The organism is Methylopila jiangsuensis (assembly GCF_027922305.1).
Classification (GTDB): domain Bacteria; phylum Pseudomonadota; class Alphaproteobacteria; order Rhizobiales; family Methylopilaceae; genus Methylopila; species Methylopila jiangsuensis.
Genome location: NZ_BSFK01000005.1, coordinates 411,598 through 426,788 on the forward strand (window position 1 = coordinate 411,598; position 15,191 = coordinate 426,788).

A 15,191-nucleotide genomic window follows, 5' to 3' on the forward strand; every position below is an offset into this window, starting at 1 on the left:
TCATTGGAAAAAGGGCGGCGCGGCGCCGGAACCGTGACGCCCGCGCGGCGTTCGTCAGGCATTCGGGCCGGCCAAGGATAGGGATGGGGCATGACCGACCGCGCTCATCGATTCGATCGTGTGAAAGAGTGGCGAGACTACAGCGTTCCGGCCGGCATGGTGGTGTCCTGGGCGGCCGGGATGTGGCTGGTGGTCAATCTGATCGATGTGGCGCGGCTGCTGTCACACTGACGCCGCCGCGGCCTCGTCATCCTTCCAGAGCCAGGCGGCGCCGCGCACGCCGGAGGAATCCCCGTGGGCCGCGCGGCGCACCGGCGTATCGAAGCCGTCGCCGAACACATGCGGCGCGATGGCGGCCGGCAGCCGGTCGTAAAGCTCGTCCACATTGGACATGCCGCCGCCCAGCACGATGACGTCGGGGTCCAGCACGTCCACCACCATCGCCAGCGCCCGGCCTAGCCGGTCCACATAGGCGTCGAGCGAGCGGAGCGCCTCCGTCTCGCCGGCGCGGGCTGCGGCGATTATCGCCTCGGCGGTCAGCGGCGCGCCGGCGGAGAGCGCATGGGCGCGGGCGAAGCCGGGACCGGACAGATAGGTCTCCAGACAGCCCTTGCGGCCGCACCAACACGCCGGCGCGGGACTTTCGCCGGGCCTGTCGCTCCACGGCAGGGGGGTGTGGCCGAACTCGCCGGCCACGCCGTTCCGCCCGCGCCAGGGACGCCCGCCGATGGCGATCCCCGCCCCGCAGCCGGTGCCGAGGATGACGGCGAAGGCCATCCCCGCGCCCGCCGCCGCGCCGTCCACCGCCTCCGACACCGCGAAGCAGTTGGCGTCGTTCTCGATCCGCACCGGGCGGCCCAGCGCCTGCTCCAGATCCCGCTGCAGCGGGCGGCCGTTCATCCAGGTGGAGTTGGCGTTGCGCATCAGCCCGGTGCGGGGCGAGGGCGAGCCCGGCACGCCGAAGCCGACCGTCCCCCGCCGCCCGATCGCCTGTTCGAAACGCTCCGCCAGCCCGGCTGCGCTGCGCAGGCAGCCGTCGTAGTCGCCGCGCGGGGTCGAGACCCGCTCGCGCATCAGCGTGGCGCCCGCGCCGTCGAGCGCGATGGCCTCGATCTTGGTGCCGCCCCAGTCGAAACCGATCCGCAGGTCGTCCCGGCTCATGCGGCGCGGTCGATGCGGGACAGCGCGCCGCGGATGGCGGCGGCGAGGCTGCGGGAGGCGACGCCCGCGTCCGGCCGCACGATCAGGCCGATCTCCGCCGGGGGCAGGGCGGGCAGCCCGTCCTCGGGCCCCAGCCGTCGCCAGCCGGCGGGCACGGAGCTTTCCGCCACGCAGGCCACCGCGAATCCCGCCGACACCGCCGACAGCACGCCCTGAAGGCTCGAGGAGGCGTAGGCGATCCGCCAGGCCCGGCCGGAGCTTTCCAGCCCGCTCAGGATGACGTTGCGGAAGCGGCAGCCCTCGCTGAACATGGCGAGCGGCAGCGGGTCCAGCAGCTCCGGCCGCTGGTCGCGCGGCGCGCACCACACCAGCGGCTCGTAGCGCAGCAGTTCGCCTGCCGGCTTGTCGGGATCGCGGGTCACCACCGCCACGTCGATCGCGGCGTGGGCGAGCTCCCGCTCCAGCCGCACGCTGATGTCGCAGCGCACTTCGAGCTGCACCATGGGGTGGGCGCTCACGAAACGGCCGAGCAGCAGCGAGCTGAACGGCTCCACATAATCGTCCGGGATGCCGAGCCGCACCCGGCCCTGCAGGCTCTGGCCGCCGAGCGCGAGCCGGGCCTCGTCCTCCACCTGCAGCAGGCGGCGGGCGTAGCCGAGCAGCACGGAGCCCGCCTCGGTCGGCGTCGCCCCGCCCCGCCCGCGCTCCATCAGCCGGTGGCCGAGATCGGTCTCCAGCCCCGCGATCTTGGCGCTGACGGCGGACTGGGTGCGCCCCAGCCGCTGCGCCGCGGCGGTGAAGCCGCCGGTGTCGGCGACCGCGACCAGGGTCGCCAGCGCGTCGAGATCGAAATGCCGCGTCATAGGCGTGTCTTGGCCCTGCGGGAGGTTGTTTCACCATAGCGCGACGGCGTGAACCGCGCGAGACTGCGGGCCAAGCGGGAACGCCCGGCGAGCCCCAGCGCTTGACGCGCCGGCCCCGGAGCGCGATGCAGCATCCGTTCATTTACCTATATCACCAAGGAGCCTCCATGTCGTTCACGCTCGCAAAGACCGAACGCCTCGCGGCCATCCTGGCGCAGACTCCCGTCATTCCGGTGCTCACGTTCGACGACGCCAAGAGCGGAGTCGCGGCCAGCAAGGCGCTCCGGGACGGGGGGCTGACGGTGCTGGAGGTGACGCTGCGCACGCCGCAGGCGCTGGAGGCGCTGCATGCGGTGGTGCAGGAGGTCGAGGGCGTGACCGTCGGCGCGGGCACCGTGCTGGAGCCGGAGCATGTGGAGAAGGCGGTGCGCGCCGGCGCCTCGTTTCTCATCAGCCCGGGCTCCAGCCCGCGCCTGATCGCGGCGGGCAGCGAAGCGCCGGTGCCGTTCATGCCGGGCGTCTCCTCGGTCACGGAAGCCATGAAGCTGTGGGAGAAGGGCGCCACCTTCGCCAAGTTCTTCCCCGCGGGGCCTGCCGGCGGCCCCGAGTACCTCAAGGCGCTGGTCGCGCCGCTGCCGAGCGTCCACTTCGTGCCCACCGGCGGCGTCACGCTCGCCAATGCGCCGAGCTATCTCAAGCTCAAGAACGTGGTGGCGGTGGGCGGCTCCTGGGTGGCGCCGCAGGAGCTGATCGAGCGCGGCGACTGGGCCGGCATCGAGGCGCTCGCCCGCGAGGCTGCGGCGCTCAAGGCCCGCTGACGGCGAGGTCCGCTTGCGGCGGACCTGACGCCACCCTACCTCCGACCGGCCGGGGCGCGTTCCGCCCTGCCGCCTGTGGCCGCCCGCCGGCCCTCAGGCCAACCCCGACCGGAGGATTTCGCCCATGCTCGACGCCAAGAAGATTCTCGACCAGTTCCTGGGTTCGGGCGGCGCGCTGTCGCGCTCCGAGGGCGGGCCGCTGGCGCCCCGCGGGCCGGCCGGGACGGGCGGGGGCGGCGGCGCGTCCGACATCCTGAAGCAGGTGGAAGGGTTTGCGCGCGGCAATCTCGGCGGCGTGGCGGGCGGCGCGCTCGCGGGCACGCTCGCCTCCGTGCTGCTCGGCAACAAGGGCCTGAAGAAGCAGGGCGCCAAGCTCGGCGGCGGCGCCATGAAGCTCGGCGGCCTCGCGATCCTGGGCGGCCTCGCCTACAAGGCGTGGCAGAACTATCAGGCCAAGCAGGCGCCCCAGCCCGGCGCGCCGTACCCCTATCCCCAGGTGGAGCATCACCAGCCGCAGCCCCAGGCGAGCGGCCCGGTGCAGGTGACGCCGCCCCCGGCGCAGAGCCCGTTCTCGCCCGCGACCGACGCCGACGAGCAGAAGCTCGGCCTGCTTCTGGTGCGGGCGATGATCGCGGCGGCGCGCGCCGACGGCAAGATCGACCGGGACGAGGTCGGCAAGATCCGCGAGGCGCTGCGCGCCGCGGGCGCCGAGCAGGACGAGGAGAGCTTCCTGCTGGAGCATCTCGGCCAGGCGGACGATCTGGACGCCATCGCGGCCGAAGCGCAGGGGCCGCAGCTCGCCTCCGAGGTCTGGCTCGCGGCGCGCCTCACCATCGACCCCGACACCTCGGCGGAGCGCTACTTCCTGCAGGCTCTTGCGGCCAAGCTGAAGCTCGACAACGCGCTGGTGGCGCATCTGGAGGCCACCGCCGCGCAGGCCAAGCAGGGCGGCGTCGAAGCCGCCTGACGGCGTCCGGGCCGGAACGGAAGCGGCCTGCGCCGCGTTGGCTCTCCGGTTTCACAGATTGACCGGAGAGCCTGATGCTGAAGCGTGTTCTGAAGGCCCTGTTCCTGGCGTGGATCGCCAAGCGGTTCGCGGGACGCCGATCGGCGCCGGCCGGACGGCCCTATCGCCGCTGATCCGCATCAAGGCCGCCGCGCATGGCGGCGTTTAAGACGAGGATGAGGCCCGGTCCCATGAGCCGGGCCTCATGTCATCGCAAGGGAGAGCGTTCATGTCCGAAACCCCTGTCACGCCGAAGCTGCGCGCCCGCGCCCGCGCCCTGTGGGAGGCCGCCGGTTCGCCGCCCGACCGCGAGGACGATTATCTCGAGCGCGCCAAGGAACTGGCCGCGATGGAATCCAACCCCGAAGCCGGGCTGGAGCCCAATCCGCTCGCCGACGGCGTGGTGACGCCCGCCGAACGCGGCCAGCCGGTGGAGGAGGCTTCGCTGCTGGACAATCTGGGCGAGTTCCCCGGCTCCCGGCGCGATCAGGGCCGCGACTGACTCAAGGATCGCCGAAGATTCAGGTTCCGGATTCTTCGGCAAATTATTGGTGGAACGATCATTCTCGGGAGGAGTTGGTCAGGGGAGAGCGCCGGCCGCGTCATCTGCGGCGGGCGCGAAAAACCATCAGGAGGATCTCCCATGACCAACCGTCTCGACGGTCGCCGCATCGCCGTTCTCGCCACCGACGGCTTTGAGCAGTCGGAACTCACCTCGCCCGTGGCGGCGCTGAAGCAGGCGGGCGCGACGGTGTCCATCGTCAGCCCGAAGGACGGCTCGGTTCAGGGCTTCGAGCACGACAAGCCCGGCCAGTCCGTGCCCGTGGACATGGCGCTTGATGGCGCCGACGCGAGCAGTTTCGACGGCCTTCTCATTCCCGGCGGCCTGTTCAATCCCGACGCGCTGCGGACGGACGACGCCGCGCTTGCTTTCGTGCGCGGCTTCTTCTCCGCCGGCAAGCCCGTCGCCGCCATCTGCCACGGGCCGCAGGTGCTGATCAGCGCCGGCGTCGTGAAGGGGCGGCGGATGACCGGTTACAAGGCCATCCAGATCGACCTCGCCAACGCGGGCGCCGAGGTGAGCGACGAGCCTGTCGTGACCGATCAGGGGCTCGTCACCAGCCGAAACCCCGGCGACCTTGAGGCGTTCAACGCCAAGATCGTCGAGGAGTTCGCCGAAGGCCGCCACGACGGCCAGCGCCGCTCCGCCGCGTGACGGGGACGCCGGATCAGGCGATCTGGCGCACTTCGCCCGGCGCGAGCCCGAGTTCCGCCACCTGTTCCGCCGACAGCGGCGAAAGCGGCGCGCTCGGCACGGCGCGGCCATAGGGAATCGCCTTCCGGGCGCTGTCCCGATCCACGATCGCCGCCGCCCAAACGCCGGGCGTGCGGCGGTCGCCCTTCAGGTTCACGATCGGGGCGGACAGCCGCCAGCCGGCCGGGGCGGTGGCGTGATTGTCGTTCATGGCGGTTCCTCGGTCTTCGGCGCTCAGGCGCTCTTCGCCGTGACGTTGTCCTGAACCCGCCGCCGGCGCAAGGATTTGTGACGTGTTGGCGGCGTCACGGGCGGGTGGACAACGTCTCTCGGACGGTTCGTTATGGCCCGGCGCGAACGACGGCGGCGAGGCCAGATGAACGCTTCTCATCAGATGGCGGGCGGGGACGCCCCGCCGCTCGGACCCGAGGTCGCGGCCCATCGGGCGCCGGAGCCTGTGGCTGTAGAGTTGCGCGGCGCCGACGTGATCCTCGGCCCGCTCGATCCCGTCCGCGACGCGGCCGAACTGTTCGCGCAGGTCTCCGCTCCCGAGCATGAGCGGCTGTTCGCCTATCTGTTCACCGGGCCGTTCGCGACCGAGGCGGAACTGCGGGCCGATCTGGAGGCCGCGGCCGCCAATCCCAAACTCGCCACCTTCGCCATCCGCGACGCGAAGACAGGACGGACGCTGGGCCGCGCCTGCTACATGCGGGCGGAGCCTACCCACCGGACGGTGGAGGTGGGCTCGATCCTGTTCGCGCCGGCGCTGGCGCGCACGCGGGCGGCCACCGAGGCCATGGCGCTGATGGCGGGGCACGCCTTCGATGCGCTGGGCTATCGCCGCTACGAATGGAAGTGCGACGCCCTGAACGCGCCGTCCCGCGCCGCGGCGCTCCGGCTCGGCTTCCGTTTCGAGGGCGTGTTCGCCAGGCACATGATCGTCAAGGGCCGCAGCCGCGACACCGCCTGGTTCGCCATGACGGACGACGGCTGGCCGCGGATTCGGGCGGCGTTCGACGCCTGGCTCGATCCCGCCAATTTCGATTCCCACGGTCGCCAGCGTCTGAGGCTGGAGGACATCCGCGCCGCGCTGTGACGGCGCTTTCCTCCCCAAAACGAAAAAGGCGCCCATGGGGGCGCCTCATCGTTCAGTTTTGAAATCGCAAGATCACTTGATCTTGGTTTCCTTGAAGTCGACGTGCTTCTTCGCGACCGGGTCGTACTTCTTCAGCACCATCTTCTCGGTCTTGGTGCGGGAGTTCTTGCTGGTCACGTAGAAAAAGCCGGTGTCGGCCGTGCTCAGCAGCTTGATCTTGATGTTGGCGGCTTTCGCCATGGCGGTCACCTCGAGCGGGCAGGCGCGCGAGACGCCAGCGTTGGGTAATGAGAGCGCGCAACCTACTCAACGCGCCTGAACTGTCAAGTGTTCAGGCGGGAGCGCGCAGGCGAAGCGCGGCGACGGCCGTGAAGACCGCCAGCAGAACCGCCATGGCGACCGGCACGCCGTAAGGCGTCCACAGGTCGAAGCCGAGGCCGAGCATCGGCGGGCCTGCGGTGAGGCCGATCGAATACATGATCACGAAGGCGGCGTTGGCCGTGGCGAGGTCCACGCCGGAGAATCGGGCGCCGAGATGGGCGAGCGCCACGGTGTAGAGCCCGCAGATCACGCCGCCCCAGACCGCCACCCCCACATAGAGCCACCACGAGCCGCCGAGCAGCGGCAGCGCCACCGCGCCCACAAGCCCGATCACGCCGATGATCAGCAGCAGCAGGCGGCGGTCCATGCGGTCGCTGATCAGGCCGAGCGGGATCTGCAGCGCCACGTTGCCCACCTCCATCGCCGTCACCAGCAGGGTGGCGGCCGCGGGCCCGAAGCCGAGCGAGACGCCGTAGAGCGGCAGGAAGGCGAAGGCGCCGGTCTCCACCGCGCCGAAGGTGAAGCCGGACAGCGTCGCGACCGGCGCCAGCATCAGGAAGAACAGCACGCCGCGCCCCGGCGCCGGCTTCTCCAGCGGCGGCGCGTTGTCTCCCGCCAGCATCAAAGGCGCGCCGGCGACCACGAACAGCGCGGCGCAGACCGCATAAGGGAGCAGCCCCTCCTGGCCGATGCCCGCGAGGATCAAAGGGCCGGCGCCGAGCCCCACCGACAACGCGGTGGCGTAGACGCCCATCACCAGACCGCGCGAGGCGGGCGGCGCCAGCGCGTTGATCCAGAACTCCGACAGCACGAACAGGATGGCGAGCGAGACGCCGAAGCCGAAGCGCAGCGGGAACCACGCCCAGAGCGGCGCGACGACATGGAATCCGAGAATGGTGACGGCGCCGAGCGCCAGCGCCACGAACAGCGTGGGCCGCACCCCGATCGCCGCCGCGACGCGCGGGATGAACGGCGCGACCATGACGGTGGCGACGCCGCCCATGGCCGCGTTCAGCCCGATCAGCGCGCCGCTCGCGCCGCGCGCCGCCATGGCGAAGGCGAGCAGGGGAATCGAGAGGCTGAGGCCGACGCCCACCAGCGAGACGCAGGCGATGGCGACCGTGAGCCCGGTCAGGCGCTCGCGGCGGGAGAGGGCGTCGGACGGGGACAGGCAATCGGCGGTCATGGCCGCCGGGATTGAGCACGCCGCGCCGTTCCGCGCCAGCGTCAAAAGCCGATGGCAGGATCGTCAGATCAGATCGGCCGGGCCCTGCGAGCCCTTGCGGTAATAGGGAACGGCCAGGTCCCGCTCCAGCCCGTCGTCGATGCGGCGCTGAAGGTCGTTGAGGATCATGCGGGTGATGGGCGGCAGGTCCAGTTCGGCCGCTTCCGTGAACGACACCCAGACCAGATCCACCAGCTCCGCGTCCGGCGTCACCACGCCGTCGATGCGGTGGGCGACCAGAGCGGCGTCGGCGGCGAAGAAGCGGGTGTCGAAGCGCTTCGGCCGGCCGGGCGGGGTGATGGCGCGGGCGACGAAGTGCAGCCCTTCGAGCGAGGGGAACACGTCGGCTTCCGCGAACGGCGCCCAGGCGTCGTTGCGGGCGATGAAGGCGCCGGTCTCGCGCTCGCCGATCAGGAGGCCGGTCTCCTCTGCGAGCTCCCGCAGCGCCGCGAGCCCGTAGGCGCGGGCGCGGGAGATGGACGGACGCCGCACTTGCGCCTGCAGCCGCCGCTCCACATGGGGAGAATAGGCGCCCGCGATGTTGACGCGACCGTCGTCCGCCTCCACCCGGCCGCCGGGAAAGACGTATTTGCCGGGCATGAAGCGCACGGCCTCATGCCGCTTGCCCATCAGGACTTTGGGCTCCGCGGCCTCCCGGTCCACCAGGATGATGGTGGCGGCGTCCTTGGGCGTCAGGCGCTCGGGCGCCTTCGGCGCAGCGGGCGGAACGACGCCCTGCTCCTCGCCCGCGCTCATGGCCGGGCCGGCCCGTTCGGCTTCGCCCCGGCGAGATGGTCCTCGTCGGTGGCGCCGCCGAAGCCGTGCATGCGAAGCGCCCATTGCAGGCCGACCAGCGCGCCCTTCACCGGCGGCAGCAGCGCCAGCGACAGGCCGATGGTGAGCGGAATCCAGATGATGAGATGCACCCAGATCTCGGGCTTGTAGGCGAGCTCCACCGCCATCAGCCCCGCCACCACGATGTGGGCGACGATGGAGATGACCACGTAAGGCGGGGCGTCGTCGGCGCGCTGGTGGTGCAGCTCCTCGCCGCAGGCGGCGCAGGCCGGCGCGACCTTGAGATAGGCGTTGAACAGCCTGCCTTCGCCGCAGGCGGGGCAGCGCAGCATCAGGCCGCGCTTCATGGCCTCGGGAACCGAACGCGCGTCCGCCGGCTTCTCGGGCGCTGCGGCGTGATAATGGGCGGTCATGAGCGGCGTCCCTTGCCCGATGTGGTCGGCTTCGCCCCGGACGTCCGCCCGGTCGCCTTGGCTTTAGGCTTTTTCCCGTCGGTTTTCGAGCGCGAAGCGGCGGCGCGGCGCAGGCCGCGCTTGCCGCGCCCGACGGGGCGGGACTGCCGACCCTCGGACAGCATCTCGAACCGCAGCGCGCCCGCGACCGGCGCCGCCTCCACCAGCTTCACCTCCACGGTGTCGCCCAGACGGAAACTCTCGCCGGTCTCGCTGCCGGTGAGCGCGCGCGCCGCCTCGTCATGGACGAAGTAGTCGCTGCCGAGGGATCCGATGGGCACGAAGCCGTCCGCTCCGGTGCCCTCCAGCTTCACGAACAGGCCGGAGCGGGTGACGCCGGCGATGCGGCCGGTGAAGCGGGCGCCCACCTGATCGGCGAGGAAATGCGCGATCAGCCGGTCCACGGTCTCGCGCTCGGCGGCCATGGCGCGGCGTTCGGCGGCGGAGATGCGGGCGCCGATCTCGCCGAGTTGCTCGGGCGTGGTCGCGTCCGGCAGGCCGTCCTTCCCCAGCTCCAGCGCCCTGACCAGCGCCCGGTGCACGATCAGGTCGGCGTAGCGGCGGATGGGGGAGGTGAAATGGGCGTAGCGGCGGAGATTCAGGCCGAAATGGCCGTAGTTCTCGGCGGCGTATTCGGCCTGCGCCTGGGTGCGCAGCACCACCTCGTTCACGAGCTGTGCGCTGTCCTGCCCCTCGACACGGGCGAGGATGCGATTGAATTGCGCCGGCCGCAGGTTGCCGGACTTCGGGAACTCGATGTCGAGCGTGGTCAGCAGCTCCCGCAGCGCCTCCAGCTTTTCGAGCGAGGGCGCGTCATGGACGCGGTAGATCAGCGGCGTGCGCTTCTGCTCCAGCGTCTCGGCCGCGGCGACGTTGGCGAGGATCATGAACTCCTCGATCAGCCGGTGCGCGTCGAGCCGCACCGGCGTCGTCACATGGTCGAGCGCGCCGTCCGGCTTCAGCACCAGCTTGCGTTCTGGGATGTCGAGGTCGAGCGGGCCGCGGGCGTCGCGCGCGGTCTTCAGCGAGGCGTAGGCCGCCCAGAGCGGGCGCAGCACCACATCGAGCAGCGGCCCGGTCGCCTCGTCCGGCGCGCCGTCGATCGAGGCCTGAGCCTGGCTGTAGGAAAGCTTCGCCGCCGACTTCATCATCACCCGGTGAAAGGTGTGGCGCAGCTTGCGGCCGTCCTTCGCGATCCACATGCGCGCGGCCAGCGCCGGGCGGTTCTCCTTCTCCCGCAGCGAGCACAGGTCGTTGGAGATGCGCTCCGGCAGCATGGGCACGACGCGGTCCGGGAAATAGACCGAGTTGCCCCGGTCGAGCGCCGTGCGGTCCAGCGCCGAGCCCGGCCGCACGTAGGACGCGACGTCCGCGATGGCGACGGTGAGGATGTGGCCGCCGGCGTTGGCCGGGTCCGGGTCCGGCTCGGCGTGGACGGCGTCGTCGTGGTCCTTGGCGTCCACCGGGTCGATGGTGACGAGCGGCAGGCGGCGCCAGTCCTCGCGCCCCGCCATGGCGGCCGGCCGCGCGGCCTCCGCCTCCGCCAGCGCCTCGCGGGAGAACACATGCGGGATGGCGTGGGCGTGGATGGCGATCAGGCTGACCGCCTTCTCGCTCTTCAGCGAGCCGAGCCGCTCCCGCACCCGCGCCGAGGGCAGGCCGTAGCGCCCCTGCTTGACGATGTCGGCGGCGATCAGGTCGCCGTCCTGCGCGCCGTCGGTGGCGTCGGCGGCGATGGCGAGCTCCTTGCCCATGTTCTTCTTGTCGACCGGCACCAGCCTTCCCGAACCGTCGGGCAGCGCGCGGAACAGGCCGAGGATGCGCGCCTGCGGCTTGGACAGGATCTTGACGACGCGACCCTGATGGGTCGGGCCGTCGGGCTCGACCTCGTCCAGCGGCTCCACGCGGGTCAGGATGCGGTCGCCGACGCCGGGCGCGAGCCCCGGCGCGCGGCCCCGGGACGAGACCTGCACCAGAATGCGGGGCGCCGCCCCGTGCTCGTCCTCGTCCCAGTCCGCGGGGCGGGCGATGAGTTCGCCGTCCTCGTCCCGGCCGGTGACGTCGGCGAGCACCACGGACGGCAGATGCCCGGCGCGGCCGAGCGTGCGGCCCCGGCGGCTGACCACGCCGTCGGCTTCCAGGTCCGCCAGCATGAGCTTCAGTTCGATCCGCTGCGGCCCGGTGATGTGGAACGCGCGGGCGATCTCGCGCTTGCCGGTCTTGCCCCCCTGCGCGGCGATGAAGGCCACCAGCTCCTCGCGCGTGGGCAGGCCGCGCGGCAGCGGCGCCCGGGAAGTCGGGGCGGGGGCTTTCTTCGACGGGATGCGACGGGCCAAAACGATGCTTTCGACGACGGAGGACCGGCCGGACCCTACAACCCTTTCAGACGGTTGCGGAGGCCCGGCCGGCGCTTTTCAGGGGTGAAGCGTCAGCGCGCCGCGCCGGTTTCCGCGAACGAGGCCTCGATCTCCTCCAGCGTCCGGCCCTTGGTTTCGGGCACCAGCGCGAAGGTGAAGGCGAGCGCCGCCACCGTCATGACCGCGAACAGGCCGAAGGTGGCGGCGGAGCCGACGCCGGCGATCAGCATCAGGAACACCTGGCTGACGATCAGGTTGGAGCCCCAGTTCGCCACCGTCGCCACGCCCATGGCGCGGCCCCGCACGGCGAGCGGGAAGATCTCCGAGATCAGCAGCCAGAACACCGGTCCGAGGCCGATGGCGAAGAAGCCCACATAGGCCGCGACCGAGAGCGTGGCGATCCAGGCGAGCGGGCCTTCCGTGCCGATGGCGAAGCCTAAGGTGAGCACGGCGAGCATCGCCGCCATACCCGCGAGGCCGATCAGCAGCAGCTTGCGCCGGCCCGCGGTGTCCAGCAGCTTCAGCGCCACATAGGTCATGGCCACGTTCACCACGCCGACGCCCGCGGTGGCGAGGATCGCGGCCGAGGTGGAGGCCATGCCGGCCTTCTCGAAGATGATCGGCGCGTAGTAGATCACGGTGTTGATGCCGGTGACCTGCTGGAACACGGCGAGGCCGACGCCCACGATCAGCGGGATGCGCACCCGCGGCTCCAGCAGCGCCGACCACGGGACCAGCGCGCCGTCGCTGCGGGTGAGGTCGGTGCGGAGCGCCGCGAGTTCGGCGGAGACGTCCGCGCCGCCGCGCAGGGTCTTCAGCGCCGCGGCCGCCTCCTCGTGCCGGCCTTGCCCTGCGAGCCAGCGCGGGCTCTCCGGCAGCGCGATCATGCCGAGCCCGAGCACCACGCCCGGCAGGCAGCCGATGGCCAGCATCCAGCGCCAGCCGCCGTCCATTTCCGACAGCAGATAGGCCACGATGTAGGACAGCAGGATGCCGACCGTGATGCACATCTGGTTCAGCGACACCACCGAGCCGCGTTTGTCGGCGGGCGCCATCTCGGCGAGGTAGAGCGGCGTCAGCATGGAGGCGACGCCGATGGCGACGCCCAGGATCAGGCGGCCCGCCAGCAGCACCGGCACATTGCCGGCGATGGCGCAGAGCAGGGCGCCCACCACGAAGAAGCCCGCCACCACGATGATGACCTTGCGCCGGCCATAGGCGTCGGCGAGCTGGCCCGCCGCCGCCGCGCCTGCGGCCGCGCCCAGCAGCGCGATCGACACCACGAAGCCCTGCATGGCCTCGGAGAGCTGGAACAGGTCGCGGATGAAGGGCAGGGCGCCCGAGACCACGCCGGTGTCGTAACCGAACAGCAGGCCGCCCAGCGAGGCGGTGGCCGCCACAACCTTGAAATTCATGTTCGCTCCCTGATCGCGGACCTTCGCGCCCGCTTCGCGCGCCGATGATAGCGCAGCCGCGCCGAAAGCCACCGCTGCGAAGATCGAAGACGGCGCGGGCGCGTTTTCTTTGCGCGCGGGTCCCGCCTCTGGCAACCTCGCTTTCGGCCCATCGGCCGGCGCGCGGAGACGACTTTGAAGAAGTAAAATCCAAGAACAGGCGAGCCCGCACGAACGGCGCCGCCTCTCCGTCGCGCATCAGGAAACGCTTCCCAAGGAAACCGCTTCATGGCGCTGACGCTGATCATCCTTCTTGGACTTCTCTCCATCGTCTACGGCGTATGGGCCGTCCGCTCCGTGGTGGAGGCGGACGCCGGAACGCCCCGCATGCAGGAGATCGCCGAGGCGATCGCCGAAGGCGCGCAGGCCTATCTGCGCCGGCAATACGCCACCATCGGCGCGGTGGGCGCCGTCATCTTCGTTCTGGTCGCGATCTTCCTGTCGATGACGGTGGCGATCGGCTTCCTCATCGGCGCCGTGCTGTCGGCGGTGGCGGGCTTCATCGGCATGAACGTCTCGGTGCGGGCCAATGTGCGCACCGCGCAGGCCGCCTCCCATTCGCTCGGCGCGGGGCTCGAGATCGCGTTCAAGTCCGGCGCGGTCACCGGCATGCTGGTGGCGGGGCTCGCGCTGCTCGGCGTCGCGGTCTACTACGCCATCCTCACCGGCGCGCTTGGCCACGCGCCCGGCGACCGGGTGGTGATCGACGCGCTGGTGGCGCTCGGCTTCGGCGCCTCGCTGATCTCGATCTTCGCCCGCCTCGGCGGCGGCATCTTCACCAAGGGCGCGGACGTGGGCGGCGACCTCGTGGGTAAGGTCGAGGCCGGAATTCCCGAGGACGATCCGCGCAACCCCGCGACCATCGCCGACAACGTGGGAGACAATGTCGGCGACTGCGCCGGCATGGCGGCGGACCTGTTCGAGACCTATGCGGTGACCGTGGTCGCGACCATGGTGCTGGCGGCGATCTTCTTCGCCGGCGATCCGGCGCTGTCGAGCCTGATCCTCTATCCGCTCGGCATCTGCGCGGTCTGCATCGTCACCTCGATCGCCGGAACCTTCTTCGTCAAGCTGCCGGCGAGCCAGTCCATCATGGGCGCGCTCTATCGCGGCTTCGGCGCGGCGGCCGGCCTGTCCCTGATCGGCATCGCGCTCGCCACCGCCATGCTGGTGGGCTTCACCACCGAGCACCGCACGGTGGGCGGGCTGGTCTTCACCGGCTTCGACCTGTTCCTGTGCGCGGTCACCGGCCTCGTCATCACCGGCCTGATCGTGGTGATCACCGAATACTACACCGGCACCGGCTACCGCCCGGTGCGCTCCATCGCGGCCGCTTCGGTGACCGGGCACGGCACCAACGTCATCCAGGGCCTCGCGGTCTCGCTGGAGGCGACGGCGCTGCCGGCGCTCGTCATCATCGCCGGCATCATGGTCACCTACTCGCTGGCGGGCCTGTTCGGCATCGCCATCGCCGTCACCGCCATGTTGGCGCTGGCGGGCTTCGTGGTGGCGCTCGACGCCTTCGGGCCGGTGACCGACAACGCCGGCGGCATCGCCGAGATGGCCGGCCTGCCGCCGGAGGTGCGGACCTCCACCGACGCGCTGGACGCGGTCGGAAACACCACCAAGGCGGTGACCAAGGGCTACGCCATCGGCTCCGCGGGGCTTGGCGCGCTGGTGCTGTTCGCGGCCTACACCTCGGACCTGAACCACTTCATCGCCAACGCCGAGCAGTACCCCTACTTCGCGGGGGTGACGCTCGATTTCTCGCTCGCCAACCCTTACGTGGTCGTCGGCCTGCTGTTCGGCGGCATGCTGCCGTTCCTGTTTGGCGCCATGGGCATGACCGCGGTCGGCCGCGCGGCGGGCGCCATCGTGGAGGAGGTGCGGCGGCAGTTCCGGGAGAAGCCCGGCATCATGGAGGGCCGCGACCGGCCGGACTACGGCCGGGCGGTGGACCTGCTGACGAAGGCGGCGATCAGGGAGATGATCGTCCCCTCGCTGCTGCCGGTGCTGTCGCCGATCGTGGCCTATTTCGTGGTGCTCGCGGTCGCGGGGAAAAGCGAGGCCTTCTCGGCGGTGGGCGCCATGCTGCTCGGCGTCATCGTCACCGGCCTGTTCGTGGCGCTCTCCATGACGTCCGGCGGCGGCGCCTGGGACAACGCCAAGAAGTACATCGAGGACGGCCACCACGGCGGCAAGGGCTCCGACGCCCACAAGGCGGCGGTGACCGGCGACACCGTGGGCGACCCCTACAAGGACACGGCCGGCCCGGCCGTGAACCCCATGATCAAGATCACCAACATCGTCGCCCTGCTGCTGCTGGCGGTGCTGGCGCACTGAGGGGATGGGGGAGCGCGGCCTTCGACCTCACGCCGTTATGCCCGA

The 15,191-nt window shown here is 71.1% G+C and carries 16 protein-coding genes; 7 read left to right on the top strand and 9 right to left on the bottom strand.

Annotated features, from left to right (window positions below; translation table 11 throughout):
• Positions 1–90: 90 nt before the first annotated feature.
• Positions 91–231 carry a hypothetical protein gene (locus tag PKE85_RS03430; RefSeq protein ID WP_271203384.1) on the top strand — a complete coding sequence of 47 codons (141 nt, stop codon included), beginning with the start codon at positions 91–93 and terminating at the stop codon, positions 229–231.
• Here the strand turns inward: PKE85_RS03430 and PKE85_RS03435 are convergent.
• Together PKE85_RS03435 and PKE85_RS03440 are read right to left on the bottom strand one after the other, a co-directional pair.
• Positions 223–1,161 carry an ROK family protein gene (locus tag PKE85_RS03435; protein ID WP_271203385.1) on the bottom strand — a complete coding sequence of 313 codons (939 nt, stop codon included), beginning with the start codon at positions 1,159–1,161 and terminating at the stop codon, positions 223–225. The genes PKE85_RS03430 and PKE85_RS03435 overlap by 9 nt on opposite strands.
• A complete protein-coding gene (locus tag PKE85_RS03440) occupies positions 1,158–2,024 on the bottom strand; it encodes a LysR substrate-binding domain-containing protein (protein ID WP_271203386.1) in 867 nt (288 codons plus the stop codon). Before PKE85_RS03440 ends, PKE85_RS03435 begins: the two co-directional genes overlap by 4 nt.
• Positions 2,025–2,191: 167 nt before the next feature.
• Between PKE85_RS03440 and PKE85_RS03445 the strand changes: the two genes are divergently transcribed.
• From PKE85_RS03445 to PKE85_RS03460, 4 genes are all read left to right on the top strand, one after another.
• The gene (locus PKE85_RS03445; protein ID WP_271203387.1) at positions 2,192–2,842 is read left to right on the top strand and encodes a bifunctional 4-hydroxy-2-oxoglutarate aldolase/2-dehydro-3-deoxy-phosphogluconate aldolase; all 651 of its coding nucleotides are present in this window, start codon (positions 2,192–2,194) and stop codon (positions 2,840–2,842) included.
• 124 nt (positions 2,843–2,966) lie between these two features.
• The gene (locus PKE85_RS03450) at positions 2,967–3,809 is read left to right on the top strand and encodes a tellurite resistance TerB family protein (RefSeq protein ID WP_271203388.1); all 843 of its coding nucleotides are present in this window, start codon (positions 2,967–2,969) and stop codon (positions 3,807–3,809) included.
• A gap of 268 nt (positions 3,810–4,077) precedes the next feature.
• On the top strand, positions 4,078–4,350 hold the full coding sequence (locus tag PKE85_RS03455) for a DUF2934 domain-containing protein (RefSeq protein WP_271203389.1): 273 nt from the start codon (positions 4,078–4,080) through the stop codon (positions 4,348–4,350).
• Between the two features lie 141 nt (positions 4,351–4,491).
• The gene (locus PKE85_RS03460; protein WP_271203390.1) at positions 4,492–5,064 is read left to right on the top strand and encodes a type 1 glutamine amidotransferase domain-containing protein; all 573 of its coding nucleotides are present in this window, start codon (positions 4,492–4,494) and stop codon (positions 5,062–5,064) included.
• A 13-nt stretch (positions 5,065–5,077) separates the two neighbouring features.
• On the opposite strand, the gene PKE85_RS03465 is transcribed toward PKE85_RS03460, so the two are convergent.
• Positions 5,078–5,314 carry a hypothetical protein gene (locus PKE85_RS03465; RefSeq protein ID WP_271203391.1) on the bottom strand — a complete coding sequence of 79 codons (237 nt, stop codon included), beginning with the start codon at positions 5,312–5,314 and terminating at the stop codon, positions 5,078–5,080.
• Between the two features lie 165 nt (positions 5,315–5,479).
• On the opposite strand from PKE85_RS03465, the gene PKE85_RS03470 reads away from it, so the two are divergent.
• Positions 5,480–6,199 (top strand): GNAT family N-acetyltransferase, encoded by a 720-nt coding sequence (locus tag PKE85_RS03470; protein WP_271203392.1) that lies wholly within the window; start codon positions 5,480–5,482, stop codon positions 6,197–6,199.
• Positions 6,200–6,271: 72 nt separating this feature from the next.
• Here the strand turns inward: PKE85_RS03470 and rpmG are convergent, their stop codons facing one another.
• From rpmG to PKE85_RS03500, 6 genes are all read right to left on the bottom strand, one after another.
• Entirely contained in the window at positions 6,272–6,439 is a 168-nt protein-coding gene (rpmG, locus tag PKE85_RS03475; protein WP_271201288.1) for a 50S ribosomal protein L33, read from the bottom strand.
• 91 nt (positions 6,440–6,530) lie between these two features.
• On the bottom strand, positions 6,531–7,706 hold the full coding sequence (locus PKE85_RS03480; RefSeq protein ID WP_271203393.1) for an MFS transporter: 1,176 nt from the start codon (positions 7,704–7,706) through the stop codon (positions 6,531–6,533).
• A gap of 63 nt (positions 7,707–7,769) precedes the next feature.
• On the bottom strand, positions 7,770–8,501 hold the full coding sequence (locus PKE85_RS03485; RefSeq protein WP_271203394.1) for an NUDIX hydrolase: 732 nt from the start codon (positions 8,499–8,501) through the stop codon (positions 7,770–7,772).
• The gene (locus PKE85_RS03490) at positions 8,498–8,953 is read right to left on the bottom strand and encodes a DUF983 domain-containing protein (protein WP_271203395.1); all 456 of its coding nucleotides are present in this window, start codon (positions 8,951–8,953) and stop codon (positions 8,498–8,500) included. The genes PKE85_RS03485 and PKE85_RS03490 overlap by 4 nt, the downstream gene beginning before the upstream one ends.
• Positions 8,950–11,328 (bottom strand): ribonuclease R, encoded by a 2,379-nt coding sequence (rnr, locus tag PKE85_RS03495; protein WP_428981309.1) that lies wholly within the window; start codon positions 11,326–11,328, stop codon positions 8,950–8,952. Before rnr ends, PKE85_RS03490 begins: the two co-directional genes overlap by 4 nt.
• A gap of 92 nt (positions 11,329–11,420) precedes the next feature.
• Positions 11,421–12,836, bottom strand: coding sequence for a sugar porter family MFS transporter (locus PKE85_RS03500; RefSeq protein WP_271203396.1), 1,416 nt, complete (start codon positions 12,834–12,836; stop codon positions 11,421–11,423).
• Between the two features lie 195 nt (positions 12,837–13,031).
• On the opposite strand from PKE85_RS03500, the gene PKE85_RS03505 reads away from it, so the two are divergent.
• Positions 13,032–15,146: a sodium-translocating pyrophosphatase gene (locus PKE85_RS03505; protein WP_271203397.1), complete on the top strand. Its 2,115-nt coding sequence runs from the start codon at positions 13,032–13,034 to the stop codon at positions 15,144–15,146.
• Positions 15,147–15,191: the final 45 nt, after the last annotated feature.

Coding starts and splice junctions, on each gene's coding strand:
- rpmG (WP_271201288.1), bottom strand. CDS start 6,439: ATGGCGAAAGCCGCCAACATCAAGATCAAGCTGCTGAGCACGGCCGAC.
- PKE85_RS03440 (WP_271203386.1), bottom strand. CDS start 2,024: ATGACGCGGCATTTCGATCTCGACGCGCTGGCGACCCTGGTCGCGGTC.
- PKE85_RS03485 (WP_271203394.1), bottom strand. CDS start 8,501: ATGAGCGCGGGCGAGGAGCAGGGCGTCGTTCCGCCCGCTGCGCCGAAG.
- PKE85_RS03460 (WP_271203390.1), top strand. CDS start 4,492: ATGACCAACCGTCTCGACGGTCGCCGCATCGCCGTTCTCGCCACCGAC.
- PKE85_RS03505 (WP_271203397.1), top strand. CDS start 13,032: ATGGCGCTGACGCTGATCATCCTTCTTGGACTTCTCTCCATCGTCTAC.
- PKE85_RS03450 (WP_271203388.1), top strand. CDS start 2,967: ATGCTCGACGCCAAGAAGATTCTCGACCAGTTCCTGGGTTCGGGCGGC.
- PKE85_RS03430 (WP_271203384.1), top strand. CDS start 91: ATGACCGACCGCGCTCATCGATTCGATCGTGTGAAAGAGTGGCGAGAC.
- PKE85_RS03465 (WP_271203391.1), bottom strand. CDS start 5,314: ATGAACGACAATCACGCCACCGCCCCGGCCGGCTGGCGGCTGTCCGCC.
- PKE85_RS03490 (WP_271203395.1), bottom strand. CDS start 8,953: ATGACCGCCCATTATCACGCCGCAGCGCCCGAGAAGCCGGCGGACGCG.
- PKE85_RS03470 (WP_271203392.1), top strand. CDS start 5,480: ATGAACGCTTCTCATCAGATGGCGGGCGGGGACGCCCCGCCGCTCGGA.
- PKE85_RS03435 (WP_271203385.1), bottom strand. CDS start 1,161: ATGAGCCGGGACGACCTGCGGATCGGTTTCGACTGGGGCGGCACCAAG.
- PKE85_RS03480 (WP_271203393.1), bottom strand. CDS start 7,706: ATGACCGCCGATTGCCTGTCCCCGTCCGACGCCCTCTCCCGCCGCGAG.
- PKE85_RS03445 (WP_271203387.1), top strand. CDS start 2,192: ATGTCGTTCACGCTCGCAAAGACCGAACGCCTCGCGGCCATCCTGGCG.
- PKE85_RS03455 (WP_271203389.1), top strand. CDS start 4,078: ATGTCCGAAACCCCTGTCACGCCGAAGCTGCGCGCCCGCGCCCGCGCC.